This window comes from Collinsella aerofaciens (assembly GCF_015555045.1).
GTDB lineage: Bacteria > Actinomycetota > Coriobacteriia > Coriobacteriales > Coriobacteriaceae > Collinsella > Collinsella aerofaciens_W.
The window spans coordinates 20,334-37,266 of sequence record NZ_JADNJQ010000008.1; the positions used below are offsets into that span (position 1 = coordinate 20,334).

The window sequence follows — 16,933 nt, forward strand, 5'->3', positions numbered from 1 at the left end:
ATGGTAAAGATTCGAGAGAAGCAAACCGAGCAGCTCGAGAAGGCTGCCTCCAAGGGGCTCAAGCTCGGTGGCTGGAAGAAGATGACACTGTCTTCTAAGATTGCAGCCGTCGTGCTGGTTCTGGTCGCCCTGACTGCGATTCTGGCGCCCCTTCTTGCCCCCTATAGCCCGGTCGAGATCTTTACGGCTCGCCAGGCTCCCGGCAACGGATTTATTTTCGGTACCGACGATAAGGGTCGCGACATTCTGTCGCGTATGCTCTACGGTGGTCGTTACTCGCTGATTATCGGCTTTGGCGCCACTGCCATGGCTCTGGTCTGCGGCTCGGTCGTAGGCGCCCTTGCAGCGGTTTCGCGCAAGGCCGTCTCCGAGACGATCATGCGTATCTTGGACATCATCATGTCCATCCCCGGCATCGCCCTCGCGGCCGTCTTCGTCTCCATCCTGGGCAACTCCGTGCCGTCGATCATCTTCGCCATCGGCTTTATGTACACTCCGCAGATTGCCCGTATCGTGCGCGCCAACATCGTGTCCGAGTACGGCGAGGACTATGTCCGTGCGGTCATCGTTTCCGGCGCCAAGGCTCCGTGGATTTTGATCAAGCATGTTCTGCGTAACTGCATCGCCCCGATCATGGTCTTCACCGTTACCCTGGTCGCCGACGCCATCATCTTCGAGGCCTCGCTGACCTTCATCGGCGCTGGTATTCAGGAGCCCACCGCTACCTGGGGCAACATCCTCGCCGACGCCCGCGGCGGCGTGCTTGCCGGCCGTTGGTGGCAGGCGCTGTTCCCGGGTCTGGCCATCATGATCACCTGCCTGGCGCTTAACATCCTCTCCGAGGGCATTACCGACGCCATGGCCGCTGCTCCCTCCGCCGCCCTGGATCCGACCGATTCCTCCAAGCGTCGCGAGGCCGACCTGCTGGTCTCCGACCCCGTTCGCGCCTACAAGGAGCAGGCCCAGTCCCTCTCCGCTCGCCTTGGCGCTCTGCGCGATGTCGAGCTCAAGCGTGACGATCGCCATGTGCCCGACGAGTCCGTTGAGCCGATCCTTTCGGTACGCGATTTCTGCATCCAGTTTGAGCACCACGGTGACATCAACGTCGTCGACCACGTCAACTTTGACGTCCGTCCCGGCCAGACCATGGGCCTGGTAGGCGAGTCCGGCTGCGGTAAGTCCATCACCACGCTGGCCATCATGGGTCTGACCGATGATGACGAGCACCTTTCCGGTGAGGTTCTCTGGGAGGGCCGTGACCTGCTCAAGATGAGCAAGAAGGAGTGGTTCGGCCTGCGCGGTACCGATATCGCTATGGTCTATCAGGACGCCCTGTCCTCACTCAACCCCTCCATGCTCATCTCTGCCCAGATGAAGCAGCTCACCAAGCGCGGCGGAACCCGCAGCGCCGAGGAGCTCCTGGAGCTCGTCGGCCTCGATCCCAAGCGTACGCTCGAGAGCTATCCGCACGAGCTTTCCGGCGGCCAGCGTCAGCGTGTCCTGATCGCTATGGCCCTTACCCGCGACCCCAAGCTGGTCATCTGCGACGAGCCCACGACCGCTCTGGACGTTACCGTCCAGAAGCAGGTCATCAAGCTGCTCAACGATCTTCAGGCCAAGCTCGGCTTTGCCATGATCTTCGTTTCGCACGACCTGGCGCTGGTCGCCGAGGTCGCCCACAACATCACGGTTATGTACGCTGGTCAGGTTATCGAGCAGGCGCCCACCAAGGAGCTGCTCACCAACCCGATTCACGAGTACACCCGCGGTCTTCTGGGCTCCGTTCTGTCCATCGAGAGCGGTTCGGGCCGCCTGCACCAGGTGCCCGGCGCCGTTCCGAGTCCGCGCGATTTCCCCAAGGGCGATCGCTTCGCGCCCCGCTCGAGCCATCCGCGTATTGGCCTGGACACCCGTCCGGTCTTCAAGCGCGTGCCCGGCACCGAGCACTTCTATTCCGAGCTCCCCGACGAGGTGCTCAAGGCAAATGGTTTGACCCCTCACGCGGAGGTGATGTAGATGAGCGAGACCGCAGTCAACGGCGTCGAGCCGATCATCTTCCTTGATGACGTCCACGTCACCTTTAGGACCCGTACCGGCTCGATTCTGCACCCCAACCTGGTTCACGCCGTCCAGGGTGTAACGATTAAGCTCATGCCCGGTCAGACGATCGGCATCGTCGGCGAGTCCGGTTGCGGTAAGTCCACCACCGCTAACGTCATGTGCGGCCTGCAGGCCCCCACGAGCGGCAAGGTCTACTTTAAGGGCAAGGACGTTACCAAACGTACCGCCGAGGACCGTCGCCATATGGGTCGCGTCATCTCGGTCGTGTTCCAGAACCCGGCCACGGCGCTCAACCCCCGCATGGTCGTTCGCGAGCAGCTGCTCGACCCCATGCGCGTCCACAACTTGGGTACCGAGGCCGAGCAGGAGAAGCGCGTCAAGGAACTCTTGGAGCTCACCGGTCTGCCCAGCTCTGCCGCCGAGGTTCTTCCCGGCCAGCTTTCGGGCGGTCAGCGCCAGCGCGTGGCAATTGCCCGTGCCCTGTCGCTGAACCCCGACGCCATCATCGCCGACGAGCCCACCTCGGCTCTGGACGTTTCGGTCCGCGCACAGATTCTGAACCTGCTGACCGACCTTAAGAAGGAGCTCGGCCTGGCCATGGTGTTCATCAGCCATGACATCCAGACGGTCCGCTATATCTCTGACGACATCATCGTTATGAATGGCGGCAAGATCGTCGAGCAGGGCGAGGCCAAGCAGGTCTTCCAGCACCCCCAGGACCCCTACACCAAGATGCTGCTCGGCGCTGCGCCGTCGCTGCTGCATCCCAAGCTCGGCGAGTAGCCTCGCTTTCCCTCCCGTGCGCCCGGTTCCCTTGCCGGGCGCACCTCCGTTGCGAATTCGAAAGGTTGGGTTCACGAGCCATGCCAAGTGCTCAGGAGCTACAACATCAATTTGGTGAATATCGAGGCGCCATGCCCCGTCCATCAGATTTCGATCTCTTTTGGAAGGATCGCATGGCCGAGGCCGACGCCGTCGGGCTTGACTATGCGATCGAGACGGCATCGGTCACCGATGCCGCGACCTGCCAGCTTTTCGACCTCTGGTATACCGGCATGTGTGGCGCGCGCCTGCATGCCAAGTACCTTAAACCCGTCTCGGACGAGCCCGTGCCATTGGTACTTCAGTTCCATGGGTATCCGGGTGCAAGCCGCAGCTGGTTTGAGCAGGCGTCGTTTGCGGGCATGGGCATGGCACTCATCGCCCTCGACTGCCCCGGCCAAGGAGGTCCCTCCGAGGACATTGGTGGATTTGAGGGCACAACGGTTGCCGGTCATATCGTCGCCGGTATCGACGGCGACCCGGCCAACCTCTACTATGTCCGCTTGCACCAAGATATTCGCATCCTGTGCCGCATCGTTCGCGAGCTCGAGGGCATCGATCTTGCGCGTGTGTTTGTGAACGGCGCGTCGCAGGGCGGCGGTTTGGGCATTGCGACCTGTGCGCTTAACAGCGAGCTTATTAATCGTGCCGCCATCCTCTATCCCTTCCTGTCAGATTTCCGCCTAGTCTGGGATTTGGATGCCGACGACATTGCCTACGAGGGCCTGCGCTATTGGTCTCGCTGGTTTGACGAGGACTCGACTCGTATTGACGAAGCCTATGCCAAGCTGGCGTACTTCGATTCCAAGAACTTTGCCCCTATGGTCAAATGCCCCGTGCTGTTTGGCACCGGCACAGCCGATATCGTCTGTCCGCCAGCGACGCAGTTTGCGGTCTATAACAACCTGTCCTGTGACAAGCGTCATGAGTTCTTTGAAGGCTTTGGCCACGAGGAGATTCAGGATTTTGACGATCTGATCATTCCGTTTTTCTGCAAGGGAGGGGAGGCTCATGTCTAAGTGCGAGAGCAATGTTGACGAGCTGATAGTCCCCGGGCTCGTGGGAATTCCTGGAACGGTTTCGTCAAGGCTCGCAGAATATCGGGACTGGCACGGTGATGTCCAAGCAGATATTTCTGATTTAGAGACATGCGCTTCGAATCTTGAGATTCAAGGCCTGGCCATTACGGCGATTGACTTTGTTAACCCCTGCGCCCGTTACTCGGAGGTTTCCTTTGAGCTCGGTGACCATGCGGTCCACGCTCGTTTGATTGAGCCTGTTGGTCGTGCCCGAGTATCTGAGCGCGTGCCGCTGTGCCTGATGTTCCACGACATCGATCGGCCTGTGCGCGGCTGGCATCACATGACGAGATTTGCCGCCATGGGATATGCCGTGCTTGCACTGGACGACGGTGTTGCTGGTACGGACGACCTGCAGCGGGGGATTGCTTCGCCCGCTTTTGTCGAGCGCGTCCGTTGGGGCTGCGCGTTGGCGAAGGTCGCGCGCAATCTTGACGGCGTGGACTCCGATCGCATTTTTGCGTGGGGCGAGGGCCTTGGCGGCGGCGTCGCGCTGGCGGTTTCTGCTCTGGACGAGCGGGGCCTTACCTGCACGGCGGTTGCCAATCCAATTCCCGGTGGCCTCGAGGCGCTGTCGTCTCGGGTGCGCGGATCGGTGCTCATGGGCACATCGCTCATGGATGCCGTAAGCGACCCCAAGGGCCAGTTTGCCGTATTCAACGGTTTTGAGTGTGACCGGAGGCATATCATCTATGCCAAATACGCTCACGAGCGCATCAATGCGTTCGAAAACGAAGTCGTCGACTTCTTTAACCAAACGTTCTACCCGTGTTCTTTGGCCTAGACGGCCTGGACACTGCCAACAAGAGTGGGCGGCATAGGGCTGCCCGCCAGACAACTAAGGAGATTCTTGTGGCAACTCAGAAATTCACCGGCGTTATCCCTCCCGTCGTTGTTCCCGATACCGAAGACCACCAGCTCGATGTTGCCTCCTTTGAGCGCAGCATCAACCGCATGATCGACGCCGGCGTCGATGGCCTGTTCTTCCTGGGCTCCTCGGGCGAGGTCGTCTTCTCCACCGACGAGCGTCGTCGTCAGATCATCGCCGAGGCCGTGCGCATCGTCGACCACCGCGTTCCCGTTCTGGTCGGCATCATCGATACCGAGACCGAGCGCATGATCGAGCATGGTAAGGTCGCTCAGGAGCTGGGCGCCGATGCGCTTGTCGCCACCTGCCCGTTCTATGCCCTGCAGGGCATGACCGAGGTCGAGGAGCACTTCCGCATCCTGCACGAGGAACTCGACCTGCCCATCTTCGCCTACGACATCCCCGTGTGCGTCCACACCAAGCTCCCCTGGAAGCTCCTTGCTAAGCTCGGCGCCGAGGGCGTCCTGGCCGGCGTCAAGGATTCCTCGGGCGATGACATCTCGTTCCGCTACCTCGTTCAGGAGAACGAGAAGAACGGCCATCCGATGAGCATCCTCACCGGTCACGAGGTCGTTGTCGACGGCGCTTACCTCGGTGGCGCCGACGGTTCTGTCCCGGGTCTCGCTAACGTTGAGCCCGAGGGCTACGTGCGCCAGTGGAAGGCCGCTCAGGCCGGCGACTGGGCTACCGTCAAGGCCGAGCAGGATCGCCTCAACGAGATTTCCCACATCTGGGATGTCACCTCGGGCGTTCAGGGCTATGCCGGCGGCGTTGGTGCCTTCAAGACCGCTATGAATCTCATGGGCATCTTCGACAGCCCGACCATGCCGCGCCCGGTGAAGGCCATGACCGGCGAGAACGTCGAGGCGATTAAGAAGGTCCTCCAGGACAACGGTCTCCTGTAAAGCTTCCCCAGGCACCCGATCTTGGGGCTCAAGTGGTCGGGCGTGACCCATTAGGTCAACGCCCGACCACTTTCACCCCAACCTCGGGCACCTGGGAAACCTTTATCATGCTGCGGCGATAACACCGCCTTCATTTCCTGTAGTTGTTTTTATCTCCTAAGGAGAACGACATGGAGAACAAGTACGTCTGCTCTGTCGACATCGGCGGAACTAAGATCGCGACCGCCATTATGGAGTACCCGGCTGACGGCAGCGTGCCCCATCCCGTATTTGAGGCCGAGGTTCCTACTGAGGCCCAGGAGGGCGGCGAGGCCGTCTTCCAGCGTATCGAGGCGTCCATCAAGGCCGCTCTTGAGGCGAATCCCGATGTCGAGGTCCTCGGTGTCGGTATCGGTGCCGCAGGCGTCGTCGATCCCAAGACGGGCGCCATCGCGTATGCCAACGAGATCATGCCCGGCTGGTCCGGCGTTCAGTTGGGGCCGCGCCTGCGCGAGGACCTTGGTCTTCCCGTTGCCGTGGTGGGCGACGTGCAGGCTCATGCTCTGGGCGAGGCCCACTGGGGCGTCGGCAAGGGCAAGTTCTCCGTCTTGTGTCTGGGCATCGGTACGGGCATCGGCGGCGCATATGTCGAGAACGGCCGCGTGATGCAGGGCTTCCATGGTGCTGCCGGCCATATGGGCCACATCGAGTGTTCGGCTGCCGCCGGCATTCCCTGCGCCTGCGGGCGTTCTGGCCATCTTGAGTCGGTAGCCTCGGGCACCTCGATTGGCCGTATGTACGACGAGCGCTTCGGTCGCGTCGACCCCAGCCGTCCTTCGGTCGGTCGCGACGTGAACGACCTGTGCCGTGCTGGCGACGCAAAGGCGACCGAGGTCATCCATGACGCCGGCTTTGCGCTGGGTGCCAGCTTGGGCTCGCTCGCTAACATCCTGGACCCTGAGGTCATCGTGCTTTCGGGTGGCGTGATTCACCAAGGTCCCGATTGGCGTTCGCAGACGTGGAAGGATTCGGTGCACGAGGGCTATGCCAGCCAGGCGCTCGATCCGCTTCAGGACACGCCGATCCTCATCGGTTCTCTGGAGGGCGATGCTCCGCTCATCGGTGCCGCCGAACACCTTCTTGCATCGTTGAAGTAAACATAACTACCAAGTGCGCCTTCTGAGGTGCCGCAGATTGACGTGAAAGAGGAGCGAAGCGTACTTCGGTACGCGAGCGACGGTTTGAACGTCAAGGTGCGGTGTCTCAGAAGGCTGTTTTGAGAAAGGTTGAGTCGAACATGACCGTTGATCCTTTGATCCAGTCCCTGAAGGGCAAGCTCGTCGTGAGTGTTCAGGCGTATATGGGCGAGCCGCTTCGTACGCCCGAGACCATGGCTCAAATGTCTCGCGCCTGCGAGCTTGGCGGCGCCGCCGCTATTCGCTGCCAGGGTCTTGCCGACATCGCCGCCATTAAGGGCCGCTGTGAGGTCCCCGTCATCGGCTTGTGGAAGGATGGACACGAGGGCGTCTACATCACGCCGACGCTGCGTCATGCTCGCGCCTGCGTTGCTGCGGGTGCCGACATCGTGGCAATTGATGCCACTGATCGCCCGCGTCCTGATGGCAAGACCGTCGAGGACACCTTCCGTCCGCTGCACGAGGAGGGTGTGCTCCTGATGGCCGACTGCGCCACCATCGAGGACATTCGCCGTGCGGTTGATATGGGCTTTGACCTGGTATCCACTACGCTTTCTCATGGTGTCGCCGCCATCGACTGCACCATGGCCGATGGCCCCGATCTGCCGCTCCTGCGTCAGGCGACCGAGGAATTCCCCGGTCTTCCCATCATCTGCGAGGGCCGCGTGCACACGCCCGAGGAAGCCCGCGCCGCGATTGATGCGGGCGCCTGGGCCGTTGTCGTCGGCACCGCCATCACGCACCCCACGAGTATTACAAGTTGGTTCAAGGCTGCGCTTGAGGCGTAAGACAGGCCTCGTATCCGCTTGGGGCGGTATACTCAATAAAGGCAATTGATCGCGCGGGATCCGCTGGCCGGGTCCCGCGCTTGTTTTAGGAGGCACACATGCAAAAGGGAGATGCCATGGATGCGGCGGAGCGCTCGGAGCGCATCCCCGATATCGTCATCATCACCGGAATGTCCGGATCGGGCCGAACGCAGGCCATGCATGTGTTTGAGGACATGGGCTACTTTTGCATCGACAACTTGCCTCCGCGTCTGATCGCCCAGCTTGCCGAACTCGTCGGCATCAATACGGGCGTGGGCAGGCATCTTGCCGTCACCTGCGACCTGCGCAGCCAGGGTTTGTTCGATGAGCTGCTCGATGCCGTTGCCGCGCTCGAGGAGCGCGAGATGAGCTGTGACATCGTGTTTCTCGAGGCCTCTGACGAGGTGCTGATCCGTCGTTATAGCGAAAACCGCCGCCGCCACCCCATTGCCAAGCCGGGAGAGACTACGGCCGATGCGATTCAGCGCGAGCGCCTGCAGCTGCAGGGCGTGCGCGATCGAGCCGATATGATCATCGACACGAGCCGCCTGCGCACCTCTGCCCTGCGCAACAAATTGCGCATGGCGTTCTCCGAGCTGTCCGACCAGCAGCTCATGGACGTTCACGTGTTCTCGTTTGGCTTTAAGCACGGCATGCCCGTCGAGGCGGACATTATGATCGACGTCCGCTTCCTGCCCAATCCGTTCTACGATCCCGAGATGCGCACCATGACCGGTCTCGATAAGAAAGTCTCCGACTTTGTTCTGGACCATCCCAAGACCCAGGAGTTCTGGAAGGCCTGGACGCAGCTGCTCGATACGGTCATGCCCGGCTATATCGCGGAGGGCAAGCCACAGCTTTCTATTGCCATCGGCTGCACGGGCGGTCAACACCGCAGCGTTGCCATCGCCGAGGCCACGGCACGTTATTTAGAAGGTGCCCAGTATCACGTGAGTATTTCCCATCGCGACCTGTCGCGCGCCAACACGAAAGCATAGGTCTGCATGTCGTTTACCGCCGAGGTGCGTGACGAGCTCGCGCGCTGCGAACCCGAATGTGAATACTGCGATTTGTCGACGCTTGCCGCCCTGACGCGTGTGAGCGGTACACTTTCGCTGGCCGGCTCCGGGCGGTATCGTTTGACGGTCGCGACCGAGACGGGTGCCGTCGCGCGCACGATGATCACACTGACGCATCGCATCCTTAAGCTCAAAACGGAATTCACCGTTCGTAAATCGGTCTTGCATAAGGTCCGTAACTATCTCATTACCCTGCCCGATCAGCCCGACCTGGACAAGGCTCTGGTGCTGCTGGGCATTCTCGACCGCAGGGGAGGGCTCGTCGCTGGTGTTCCCCGGCACATCGTTGCCCGTCCCTGCTGCAGGCTTGCCTACATCCGCGGCGCGCTCATCGCCGGCGGTTTCGTGGCCGATCCACGCGGCGATTTTCATTTGGAGATTGCGGTGCAGGGCGAGCAGTATGCCCGGGGGCTTTGCGATCTATTGGAGCAGATTGGGGTCCATGCGCGCGTTAACGCGCGGCGCGGATCCTTTGCCGTCTACATTAAGAGCGCCGAGGAGATCGAGCAGCTTCTAAAGCTGGTCGGCGCCAAGCGCAGCGTTGCCGAGATCGAGGAAGCGCGCGCGGTCAAATTGGTTAAGAACGACGTAAACCGTCGCGTGAATGCCGAGCTGGCCAATCAGACCAGAAGTGCGGGTGCCGCCCAGCATCAGCTTGCGTTGATCGATGAGCTCGAACAGCGGGGTTTGCGCGACACGCTTCCGGACGCCTTGGCGGTCTTTTGCGACCTGCGCGAGCGCTATCCTGATCTGTCACTGCGCGATCTGGGGGAGATGGCTGACCCTCCCTTGTCGAAGTCGGCCCTCTACCATCGAGTTTTGAGGCTTGAAAAGCTCATTGAAGCAAACAGGTAGTTGAGCGAAACTGCTTATATAGGGATTGAACTGCTGTTTTACTCTTTAAAACGTTTTAACGTAAATTTGATTTTCAATTTCGAGCATTCTCGTGAAATTCAAGTCAAAAAAAAGGTATATTAGGCGAGTGGTTAGTTTGTGGGCCTCAACGGCGGGCGCTGTAGCTCGCGGGGGCCTTACGAAAGGAGACACAATGGCAGTAAAGGTTGCTATTAACGGCTTCGGTCGCATCGGTCGTCTGGCTTTCCGTCAGATGTTCGGTCATGAGGGCTCCGAGATCGTCGCTATCAACGACCTCACCTCTCCCGATATGCTCGCTTACCTGCTGAAGTACGACTCCACGCAGGGCAACTACGCTCGCGATCACGAGGTCGTTGCTGGCGAGGATTCCATCACCGTTGACGGCAAGGAGATCAAGATCTACAAGGAGGCCGACGCCAACAACCTGCCTTGGGGCGACCTCGACGTCGACGTCGTTCTCGAGTGCACCGGCTTCTACACCAGCAAGGCTAAGGCTCAGGCCCACATCAACGCTGGCGCCAAGAAGGTCGTCATCTCCGCTCCGGCCGGCAGCGATCTGCCCACCATCGTGTACAACGTCAACCATGAGACGCTGACCGCTGAGGACAACATCATCTCCGCTGCTTCCTGCACCACCAACTGCCTCGCCCCGATGGCCAAGGGTCTGAACGACTTCGCTCCCATCGTGTCCGGCATCATGACCACCATTCACGCCTGGACTGGCGACCAGATGCCGCTCGACGGCCCGCAGCGCAAGGGCAACAAGCGTCGTAGCCGCGCCTGCGCCGTCAACATCGTCCCCAACACCACCGGTGCTGCCAAGGCTATCGGCCTGGTTCTCCCCGAGCTCAACGGTAAGCTCATCGGTGCCGCCCAGCGCGTCCCGACGCCGACCGGCTCCATCACCAACCTCTACGCTGTCGTTGACAAGAAGGTCACCGTCGACGAGGTCAACGCTGCTATGAAGGCCTACGCTGCCACCATCTCCGAGACCTTCGGTTACAACGAGGACGACATCGTCTCCACCGACATCATCGGCGAGACCCACGGCTCCATCTTCGACGCCACTCAGACCATGTGCTCTGACCTCGGCAACGGCCAGACCCTCGTTCAGGTCACCTCTTGGTACGACAACGAGAACTCCTACACCTCTCAGATGGTCCGCACCATCAAGTACTTCGAGAAGTTCGTTGCTTAATTTAGCTTTTAGCGAATAGCTCGTTGAGCGTCTAAAGAAGGGCGCGGCCTTATAGGGCTTACACCCTAGGGTCGCGCCCTTTTTATAAGAAATCGTCTGCCGTAATGGGAGGCAGACACGTACGAAAGGTAGAAGCAAACATGGCCTTTACCAAGAAGACCGTCCGCGACATCGATGTCGACGGCAAGCGCGTTCTCGTCCGCGTTGACTTTAACGTGCCTATCAAGGATGGCGTCGTTGGCGACACCACCCGTATCAAGGCTGCCCTGCCCACCATCAACTACCTCGTTGAGCACAACGCTCGCGTCATCCTCATGAGCCACCTCGGCCGTCCCGAGGGCACCGGCTTCCAGCCCGAGCTGTCCCTCGAGCCCGTCGCCAAGAAGCTCGCTGAGCTCTCTGGTCTCGACGTTGCCTTTGTCGCCGACACCTACGGCGAGAAGGCTGCCGAGGCTGTCGCCGCCGTCGAGCCGGGCAAGGTTCTCGTTCTCGAGAACGTCCGTTTTGACAAGCGTGAGAAGAAGAACGATCCCGAGATCGCCAAGAAGCTCGCTTCCTATGGTGACGTCTTCGTTCTCGATGCCTTCGGTACCGCTCATCGCGCCCAGGGTTCCGTCGTGGGCCCCGCCGCTTATCTGCCCGCAGTCGCCGGTTTCCTTCTCGAGAAGGAGGTCGACACGCTGACCGGCATCTTCGCCGAGCCCGAGCGTCCCTTCGTCGCCATCGTCGGTGGTTCCAAGGTTTCCTCCAAGATCGGCGTTCTCGATCACCTCATCGACTCCGCTGACACCCTGATCATCGGTGGCGGCATGGCCTACACCTTCTTCCTGGCTCAGGGCCTGTCCGTCGGTCAGTCCCTCAAGGAAGAGGACTGGGTCGAGCGCGCCGGCGAGATGCTTAAGAAGGCCGAGGAGAAGGGCGTCAAGATCCTGCTCCCCATCGACAACCGCGTTGCCGATCACTTTGGCGAGGACGCTGTCCCCGAGGTTGTCGCTTCCGACGCTATCCCCGACGATCGTGAGGGCATGGACATCGGTCCTAAGACCGAGGAACTCTACGCCGAGGCTGTCAAGGGCGCCAAGACCGTGTTCTGGAATGGCCCCATGGGCGTCTTCGAGTTCGACAACTTCGCTCACGGCACCCAGGCTATCGCCGAGGCTGTCGCCGAGGCCGATTGCACCTCGATTATCGGCGGTGGCGACTCCGTCGCAGCTGTCAACAAGTTCAACCTGGCCGACAAGATGAGCTGGATCTCCACCGGTGGTGGCGCTTCCATGGAGCTCGTCGAGGGTAAGGCCCTGCCCGGAGTGGAGGCGCTTCTCGATGCCTAATCGCACCCTTCTTATCGCTGGTAACTGGAAGATGAACAACGACGTCGCCGAGGCCGCCAAGCTCGCCGACGAGCTGGCTCAGGCTCTGCCCGAGGTTCCGGCTGGCGTCGAGGTGCTCGTCTGCCCTCCGACCATCGACATCACCATGGTTCATGACCGCATTCAGGCTGCCCCCATCGCCCTCGGTGCACAGAACGTGTACTGGGAGGCCAAGGGTGCCTTCACCGGTGAGTCCTCTTGCGACATGCTCAAGTCCGCTGGCTGCACCTACTGCATCATCGGTCACTCTGAGCGTCGCGACTACTTCCACGAGACCGACGAGGATCAGAACATGAAGGCCAAGGCCCTCGTTGCCGCAGGTCTTGTTCCCGTCTTCTGCTGCGGCGAGTCCCTTGAGGTCCGCGAGGCTGGCACCTATGTCGAGCACGTCGTGAACCAGGTCAAGGCTGGCCTTGCTGGTCTTGAGATCACCTGCCCCAAGCAGGTCGTCGTGGCCTACGAGCCCATCTGGGCCATCGGCACCGGCAAGACCGCTACCGCCGAGGACGCTCAGGAGGTCTGCGGCGCTATCCGTGAGACCCTCAAGGAGATGTTCGGCGAGGAGCTCGCTAACGGCATTCGCGTTCTCTATGGTGGCTCTGCCAAGCCCGGTAACATCGCCGAGCTCGTCGCCAAGCCCGACGTTGACGGCGCCCTCGTGGGCGGCGCTTCGCTCAAGGCTGCCGACTTCGCCTCTATGGTCGTCAAGGCAGGCGAGTAGGACATATGGCACAACGTCATCTTCCTGCACTCCTGATCATCATGGACGGCTGCGGTCTGGCTCCGTCCGATGGCGAGAACGCCGTCGCCGCTGCCAAGACGCCCTTCCTTGATAGCCTGTATGAGAAGTACCCCCACACCACGCTCGGCGCTTCGGGCGAGGACGTGGGTCTTCCCGATGGCCAGATGGGCAACTCCGAGGTGGGTCACCTCAACATCGGTGCCGGCCGCATCGTGTTCCAGGAGCTTTCGCGCATCAACAACGCCATCAAGGACGGCTCCATCGCCAAGAACGAGGTCTTCGTCAAGGCTATGGACGACGTCAAGGCTGACGGCAAGACTCTTCACCTCATGGGCCTTATGAGCCCTGGCGGTGTTCATTCTCACATGAACCACGTCGAGGCTCTGGTCAAGATGGCTGCCGAGCACGGTGTCAAGACCGTTCGCGTCCACGCCTTCATGGATGGCCGCGACGTTGACCCGCAGTCCGGCGCTGGCTACATGAGTGAGTTCTGCGCCTTCCTGGCTAAGATCTCCGAGGAGACCGGTTGCGACGCTCGCGTTGCCACCGTCTCGGGCCGTTATTGGGCCATGGACCGCGACAACCGTTGGGAGCGCATCCAGCGTGCCTACAACGTCATGGTCAACGCGTCCGATGCCGATGTCGACCCTGTTGCCGGTATCAAGGCCTACTACGAGAAGGATCCGCGCGGCGACGAGTTCGTCGAGCCCTTCGCTGCCCACAACGAGGGCATCCACGAGGGAGACGCGGCCATCTTCTTCAACTTCCGTCCCGACCGCGCTCGTCAGATGACCCGCGTATTCACGGACAAGGAGTTCGACGGCTTTGAGCGCGAGCAGATCAAGCTTTCGCACTTTGTGACGATGACCGAGTACGATCCGACGTTTGACGTCGAGGTCGCCTTCCCCAAGACGTTCCCCGAGAACGTCCTGGCCGACGTTATCGCCGCCAACGGCCTGAAGCAGCTGCACACCGCCGAGACCGAGAAGTACGCCCACGTGACGTTCTTCCTCAACGGCGGCATCGAGGAGCCCAAGGAGGGCGAGGAGCGCGTGCTCGTCGCTTCCCCCAAGGTCGCTACCTACGATCTGCAGCCCGAGATGAGCGCTCCCGAGGTTACCGAGAAGCTTGTCGCCGCCATCAACGAGGATCGCGCTGATTTCTACATCGTGAACTTCGCGAACTGCGACATGGTTGGTCACACCGGTGTCTTCGACGCCGCCGTTAAGGCCGTCGAAGCCGTTGACGATGCCCTGTCTAAGGTTGTCCCGGCGATTCTCGCCAAGGGCGGCTTTGCGCTGATCACCGCCGACCACGGCAACGCCGATCACATGTTTGACGTTGCTTCCGACGGTTCCAAGCATCCGTTTACGGCTCACACCACCAACCGCGTTCCGTTCATCATCGTTGATGAGAAGGCCAAGCTCACCGGTATCGAGGACGGCCGTCTTTCCGATATCGCTCCGACCATGCTCACCATGGCTGGTATTGAGCCTTCCGCCGAGATGACGGGCCGCGTGCTCGCCACCGAGGCCTAATAGAAAACAAATACCGTTTTCTAGTAAGGGGGTTGTCCACAACCGGACAACCCCCTTTTTGGTATTTCTGCCATTTCCACCCCGTCCTTGAGTGGCAGGTAGGGGAGAGCGGGGGATTGTGGTACAGTACTGTAGTTAAACTGTTCTATTAAGGAGCTTATCTATGGGTCCGTTCCAGATTCTTCTGTTTGTCGTTTGGGCTGTCTCTGCCGTGGCGCTGACGATTCTCGTCCTGATGCATTCCGGTAAGGGCACCGGCGTTTCGGATATGATCGCTAGCTCGCTGTATAACTCCAGCTCTGCCACGGGCGTCATGGAGCAGAACCTCGACCGCCTGACCGTCATCATGGCTGTCGTGTTTGCCGTGTGCGTCGTGCTGTGCATGTTCTTCTTCCCGCAGGGCATCGTCGGCTACTAAGCACGAGCCGCATAAATATTCAAAAAGGGTCCCGTAAGTGCGGGACCCTTTTTGTTTACATATTTGTAACAGAGTCAAAATATCCCCACATACTTCGCCCAACTAAAGAAATTCTCGACCGTTAACCGGAATTAGCCCCAAATTGTGTATAAAATGCGCTACTGTATTGCAAAACGTTGGTCCGTTGTGCATAACCAGCCATAGCAGCGGGCGGCGTTTTGATGGTTCGGATCGGATTGTTTCGACATGTGTCCGACTGAACATTTCTTTGTCCTATCTCATAAGGAGGATGGCATGGCTGATTCTATGTTCCACCAGCCCGTTATGGGTCGTCGCGCCTTTGTTGGCGGCACCCTTGCTGCGAGCTCCATGGCTTTTCTTGCCGCATGTGGCAAGAAGGGTGGCGACGCTTCCGGTTCTGAGTCCGGTTCGACGCTGAACTTCTACATCAACAACCCGGTCTGCATCGACCCCTACAATGTCCAGGAGGACCAGGGCACTCAGGTCGAGTACCAGCTCTTTGACGCTCTGACCTCTTACGACGCCGAGAAGGGCGAGATCGTTCCGCTGGCTTGCGAGTCCTTTGAGTCCAACGACGACGCCACCGAGTTTACCTTCAAGATCAAGAAGGCCAAGTTCCACAACGGTGACGACGTTACCTCCAAGTCCTTCAAGCTCGGTTGGGAGCGTCTGGTCAACACCAAGTCGGCTGTCGCTACCGAGTACGGTCCTTCCGAGGTCTCCTATCACCTTTCCATGGTCGAGGGTTATGACGACCTGCTTGCCGGTAACGCTACCGAGCTCAGCGGTGTTACGTGCCCCGACGATGAGACCCTCGTCGTCAAGCTGTCTTCCGCTTACGCTGACTTCCCCTTCGTCGCCTCTCATCCGGCTCTGGCCCCGGTTCCCGAGTGCGCCGAGTCCGATGTCAAGAGCTTCTATCTTGCCCCGGTCGGTAACGGCCCGTTCATGATGGACGGCAAGTGGGAGGATGGCCAGGAGATCAACGTCAAGAAGTTCGACGATTACTATGGCGACAAGGCCAAGATCGATGGCATCCACTTCCAGGTCATCAAGGACATGGAGACCGCTTACAAGGAGTTCCAGGCCGGTAACCTCGATGTCTGCGACGTTCCCGTCGCTCAGATCGATGCCGCCAAGAAGGATCGCGGCGTGTCCAAGGACGGCTACACCATGGGTGACGGCGAGCGCATGCTGCTCGGCGCCGAGCCTTCCACGTACTATCTGACCTGCAACACCACGGCCGAGCCGTTCAACAACGCCGACCTGCGTAGGGGCATCTCCCTGGCCATCAACCGTGAGGCCATCTGCAAGACCATCTTCAAGGGTACCCGTACCCCTGCCGACGGCATTGTTCCTCCGGGCATCGATGGCTACAAGGAGGGCGCATGGGAGTTCTGCGACTACGATGTCGACAAGGCTAACGAGTACCTCGACAAGGTTGCTCCCGCTGGCGCTAACGGGGATCGTGGCATTAGCGTGACCCTGTCCTACAACCAGGACGGCGGTCACAAGGAGATCATGGAGTCCATCATCGGCGACCTCGCCAAGGTTGGCGTTACCGCTGTCTCCGATACCCCTGAGTGGTCTGCCCTGCTCGAGCAGTATCAGAACTTTAACTATCAGTTCGGTCGTCTGGGTTGGATTGCCGACTACCCGATCATGGACAACTTCCTGTATCCGCTGTTCCACTCCGACTCCCTCGGTGGCGACAACCGCTCCGGTTACAACAACCCCGAGTTCGACGCCAAGGTCGACGAGGCTCGTACTATTGTTGACGACGAGGAGCGCGTCGCTAAGATGCAGGAGGCCGACGCAATGGTCGCTGCCGACTGCCCGGTCATCCCGATTATGTTCTACACGCACACCATCGCCGGCTCCGATCGCATCAAGCACCTCTATGTCGATCCGCAGAAGCACGCCGATCTGGGTACCGCTGAGCTCGCCTAAGAGTTTGCAGCTTCCGTGAGGG

At 60.2% G+C, this 16,933-nt stretch carries 15 protein-coding genes; all 15 read left to right on the forward strand.

Features of this window, described 5'->3' with window-relative positions; translation table 11 throughout:
- The 15 genes from I2E45_RS04190 to I2E45_RS04260 all read left to right on the forward strand — a co-directional run bounded on the left by I2E45_RS04190 (nt 1) and on the right by I2E45_RS04260 (nt 16,911).
- Nucleotides 1-2,016 (forward strand): dipeptide/oligopeptide/nickel ABC transporter permease/ATP-binding protein, encoded by a 2,016-nt coding sequence (locus I2E45_RS04190; protein ID WP_035138893.1) that lies wholly within the window; start codon nt 1-3, stop codon nt 2,014-2,016.
- The gene (locus I2E45_RS04195; protein WP_006236159.1) at nt 2,017-2,844 is read left to right on the forward strand and encodes an ABC transporter ATP-binding protein; all 828 of its coding nucleotides are present in this window, start codon (nt 2,017-2,019) and stop codon (nt 2,842-2,844) included.
- 80 nt (nt 2,845-2,924) lie between these two features.
- A complete protein-coding gene (locus I2E45_RS04200; protein ID WP_195444464.1) occupies nt 2,925-3,902 on the forward strand; it encodes an acetylxylan esterase in 978 nt (325 codons plus the stop codon).
- Nucleotides 3,895-4,746 (forward strand): acetylxylan esterase, encoded by an 852-nt coding sequence (locus I2E45_RS04205; RefSeq protein WP_195444466.1) that lies wholly within the window; start codon nt 3,895-3,897, stop codon nt 4,744-4,746. The genes I2E45_RS04200 and I2E45_RS04205 overlap by 8 nt, the downstream gene beginning before the upstream one ends.
- A gap of 68 nt (nt 4,747-4,814) precedes the next feature.
- The gene (locus I2E45_RS04210; RefSeq protein ID WP_035138887.1) at nt 4,815-5,735 is read left to right on the forward strand and encodes a dihydrodipicolinate synthase family protein; all 921 of its coding nucleotides are present in this window, start codon (nt 4,815-4,817) and stop codon (nt 5,733-5,735) included.
- Between the two features lie 170 nt (nt 5,736-5,905).
- Entirely contained in the window at nt 5,906-6,871 is a 966-nt protein-coding gene (locus tag I2E45_RS04215; protein ID WP_022094876.1) for an ROK family protein, read from the forward strand.
- Between the two features lie 140 nt (nt 6,872-7,011).
- The gene (locus tag I2E45_RS04220; RefSeq protein ID WP_022094877.1) at nt 7,012-7,698 is read left to right on the forward strand and encodes an N-acetylmannosamine-6-phosphate 2-epimerase; all 687 of its coding nucleotides are present in this window, start codon (nt 7,012-7,014) and stop codon (nt 7,696-7,698) included.
- Between the two features lie 98 nt (nt 7,699-7,796).
- Nucleotides 7,797-8,717 (forward strand): RNase adapter RapZ, encoded by a 921-nt coding sequence (gene rapZ / locus I2E45_RS04225; protein WP_022094878.1) that lies wholly within the window; start codon nt 7,797-7,799, stop codon nt 8,715-8,717.
- Between the two features lie 6 nt (nt 8,718-8,723).
- Entirely contained in the window at nt 8,724-9,653 is a 930-nt protein-coding gene (whiA, locus tag I2E45_RS04230) for a DNA-binding protein WhiA (protein WP_035138886.1), read from the forward strand.
- 193 nt (nt 9,654-9,846) lie between these two features.
- On the forward strand, nt 9,847-10,872 hold the full coding sequence (gap, locus tag I2E45_RS04235) for a type I glyceraldehyde-3-phosphate dehydrogenase (protein WP_022094880.1): 1,026 nt from the start codon (nt 9,847-9,849) through the stop codon (nt 10,870-10,872).
- Nucleotides 10,873-11,012: 140 nt separating this feature from the next.
- Nucleotides 11,013-12,203 carry a phosphoglycerate kinase gene (locus I2E45_RS04240; protein ID WP_006236149.1) on the forward strand — a complete coding sequence of 397 codons (1,191 nt, stop codon included), beginning with the start codon at nt 11,013-11,015 and terminating at the stop codon, nt 12,201-12,203.
- A complete protein-coding gene (gene tpiA / locus I2E45_RS04245) occupies nt 12,196-12,963 on the forward strand; it encodes a triose-phosphate isomerase (RefSeq protein WP_195444468.1) in 768 nt (255 codons plus the stop codon). Before I2E45_RS04240 ends, tpiA begins: the two co-directional genes overlap by 8 nt.
- 5 nt (nt 12,964-12,968) lie before the next feature.
- The gene (gpmI, locus tag I2E45_RS04250; protein WP_195444469.1) at nt 12,969-14,522 is read left to right on the forward strand and encodes a 2,3-bisphosphoglycerate-independent phosphoglycerate mutase; all 1,554 of its coding nucleotides are present in this window, start codon (nt 12,969-12,971) and stop codon (nt 14,520-14,522) included.
- A 163-nt stretch (nt 14,523-14,685) separates the two neighbouring features.
- Nucleotides 14,686-14,940: a preprotein translocase subunit SecG gene (gene secG, locus I2E45_RS04255; protein WP_006236144.1), complete on the forward strand. Its 255-nt coding sequence runs from the start codon at nt 14,686-14,688 to the stop codon at nt 14,938-14,940.
- A gap of 294 nt (nt 14,941-15,234) precedes the next feature.
- Nucleotides 15,235-16,911 carry a peptide ABC transporter substrate-binding protein gene (locus I2E45_RS04260; RefSeq protein ID WP_229058820.1) on the forward strand — a complete coding sequence of 559 codons (1,677 nt, stop codon included), beginning with the start codon at nt 15,235-15,237 and terminating at the stop codon, nt 16,909-16,911.
- Nucleotides 16,912-16,933 lie beyond the last annotated feature (22 nt).

Excerpts from the sequence above, each read along its gene's own strand:
- I2E45_RS04215 (WP_022094876.1), top strand. The coding sequence starts at position 5,906 with ATGGAGAACAAGTACGTCTGCTCTGTCGACATCGGCGGAACTAAGATC.
- I2E45_RS04195 (WP_006236159.1), top strand. The coding sequence starts at position 2,017 with ATGAGCGAGACCGCAGTCAACGGCGTCGAGCCGATCATCTTCCTTGAT.
- I2E45_RS04190 (WP_035138893.1), top strand. The coding sequence starts at position 1 with ATGGTAAAGATTCGAGAGAAGCAAACCGAGCAGCTCGAGAAGGCTGCC.
- tpiA (WP_195444468.1), top strand. The coding sequence starts at position 12,196 with ATGCCTAATCGCACCCTTCTTATCGCTGGTAACTGGAAGATGAACAAC.
- I2E45_RS04200 (WP_195444464.1), top strand. The coding sequence starts at position 2,925 with ATGCCAAGTGCTCAGGAGCTACAACATCAATTTGGTGAATATCGAGGC.
- I2E45_RS04205 (WP_195444466.1), top strand. The coding sequence starts at position 3,895 with ATGTCTAAGTGCGAGAGCAATGTTGACGAGCTGATAGTCCCCGGGCTC.
- whiA (WP_035138886.1), top strand. The coding sequence starts at position 8,724 with ATGTCGTTTACCGCCGAGGTGCGTGACGAGCTCGCGCGCTGCGAACCC.
- rapZ (WP_022094878.1), top strand. The coding sequence starts at position 7,797 with ATGCAAAAGGGAGATGCCATGGATGCGGCGGAGCGCTCGGAGCGCATC.
- I2E45_RS04220 (WP_022094877.1), top strand. The coding sequence starts at position 7,012 with ATGACCGTTGATCCTTTGATCCAGTCCCTGAAGGGCAAGCTCGTCGTG.
- gpmI (WP_195444469.1), top strand. The coding sequence starts at position 12,969 with ATGGCACAACGTCATCTTCCTGCACTCCTGATCATCATGGACGGCTGC.
- I2E45_RS04260 (WP_229058820.1), top strand. The coding sequence starts at position 15,235 with ATGGCTGATTCTATGTTCCACCAGCCCGTTATGGGTCGTCGCGCCTTT.
- I2E45_RS04240 (WP_006236149.1), top strand. The coding sequence starts at position 11,013 with ATGGCCTTTACCAAGAAGACCGTCCGCGACATCGATGTCGACGGCAAG.
- gap (WP_022094880.1), top strand. The coding sequence starts at position 9,847 with ATGGCAGTAAAGGTTGCTATTAACGGCTTCGGTCGCATCGGTCGTCTG.
- secG (WP_006236144.1), top strand. The coding sequence starts at position 14,686 with ATGGGTCCGTTCCAGATTCTTCTGTTTGTCGTTTGGGCTGTCTCTGCC.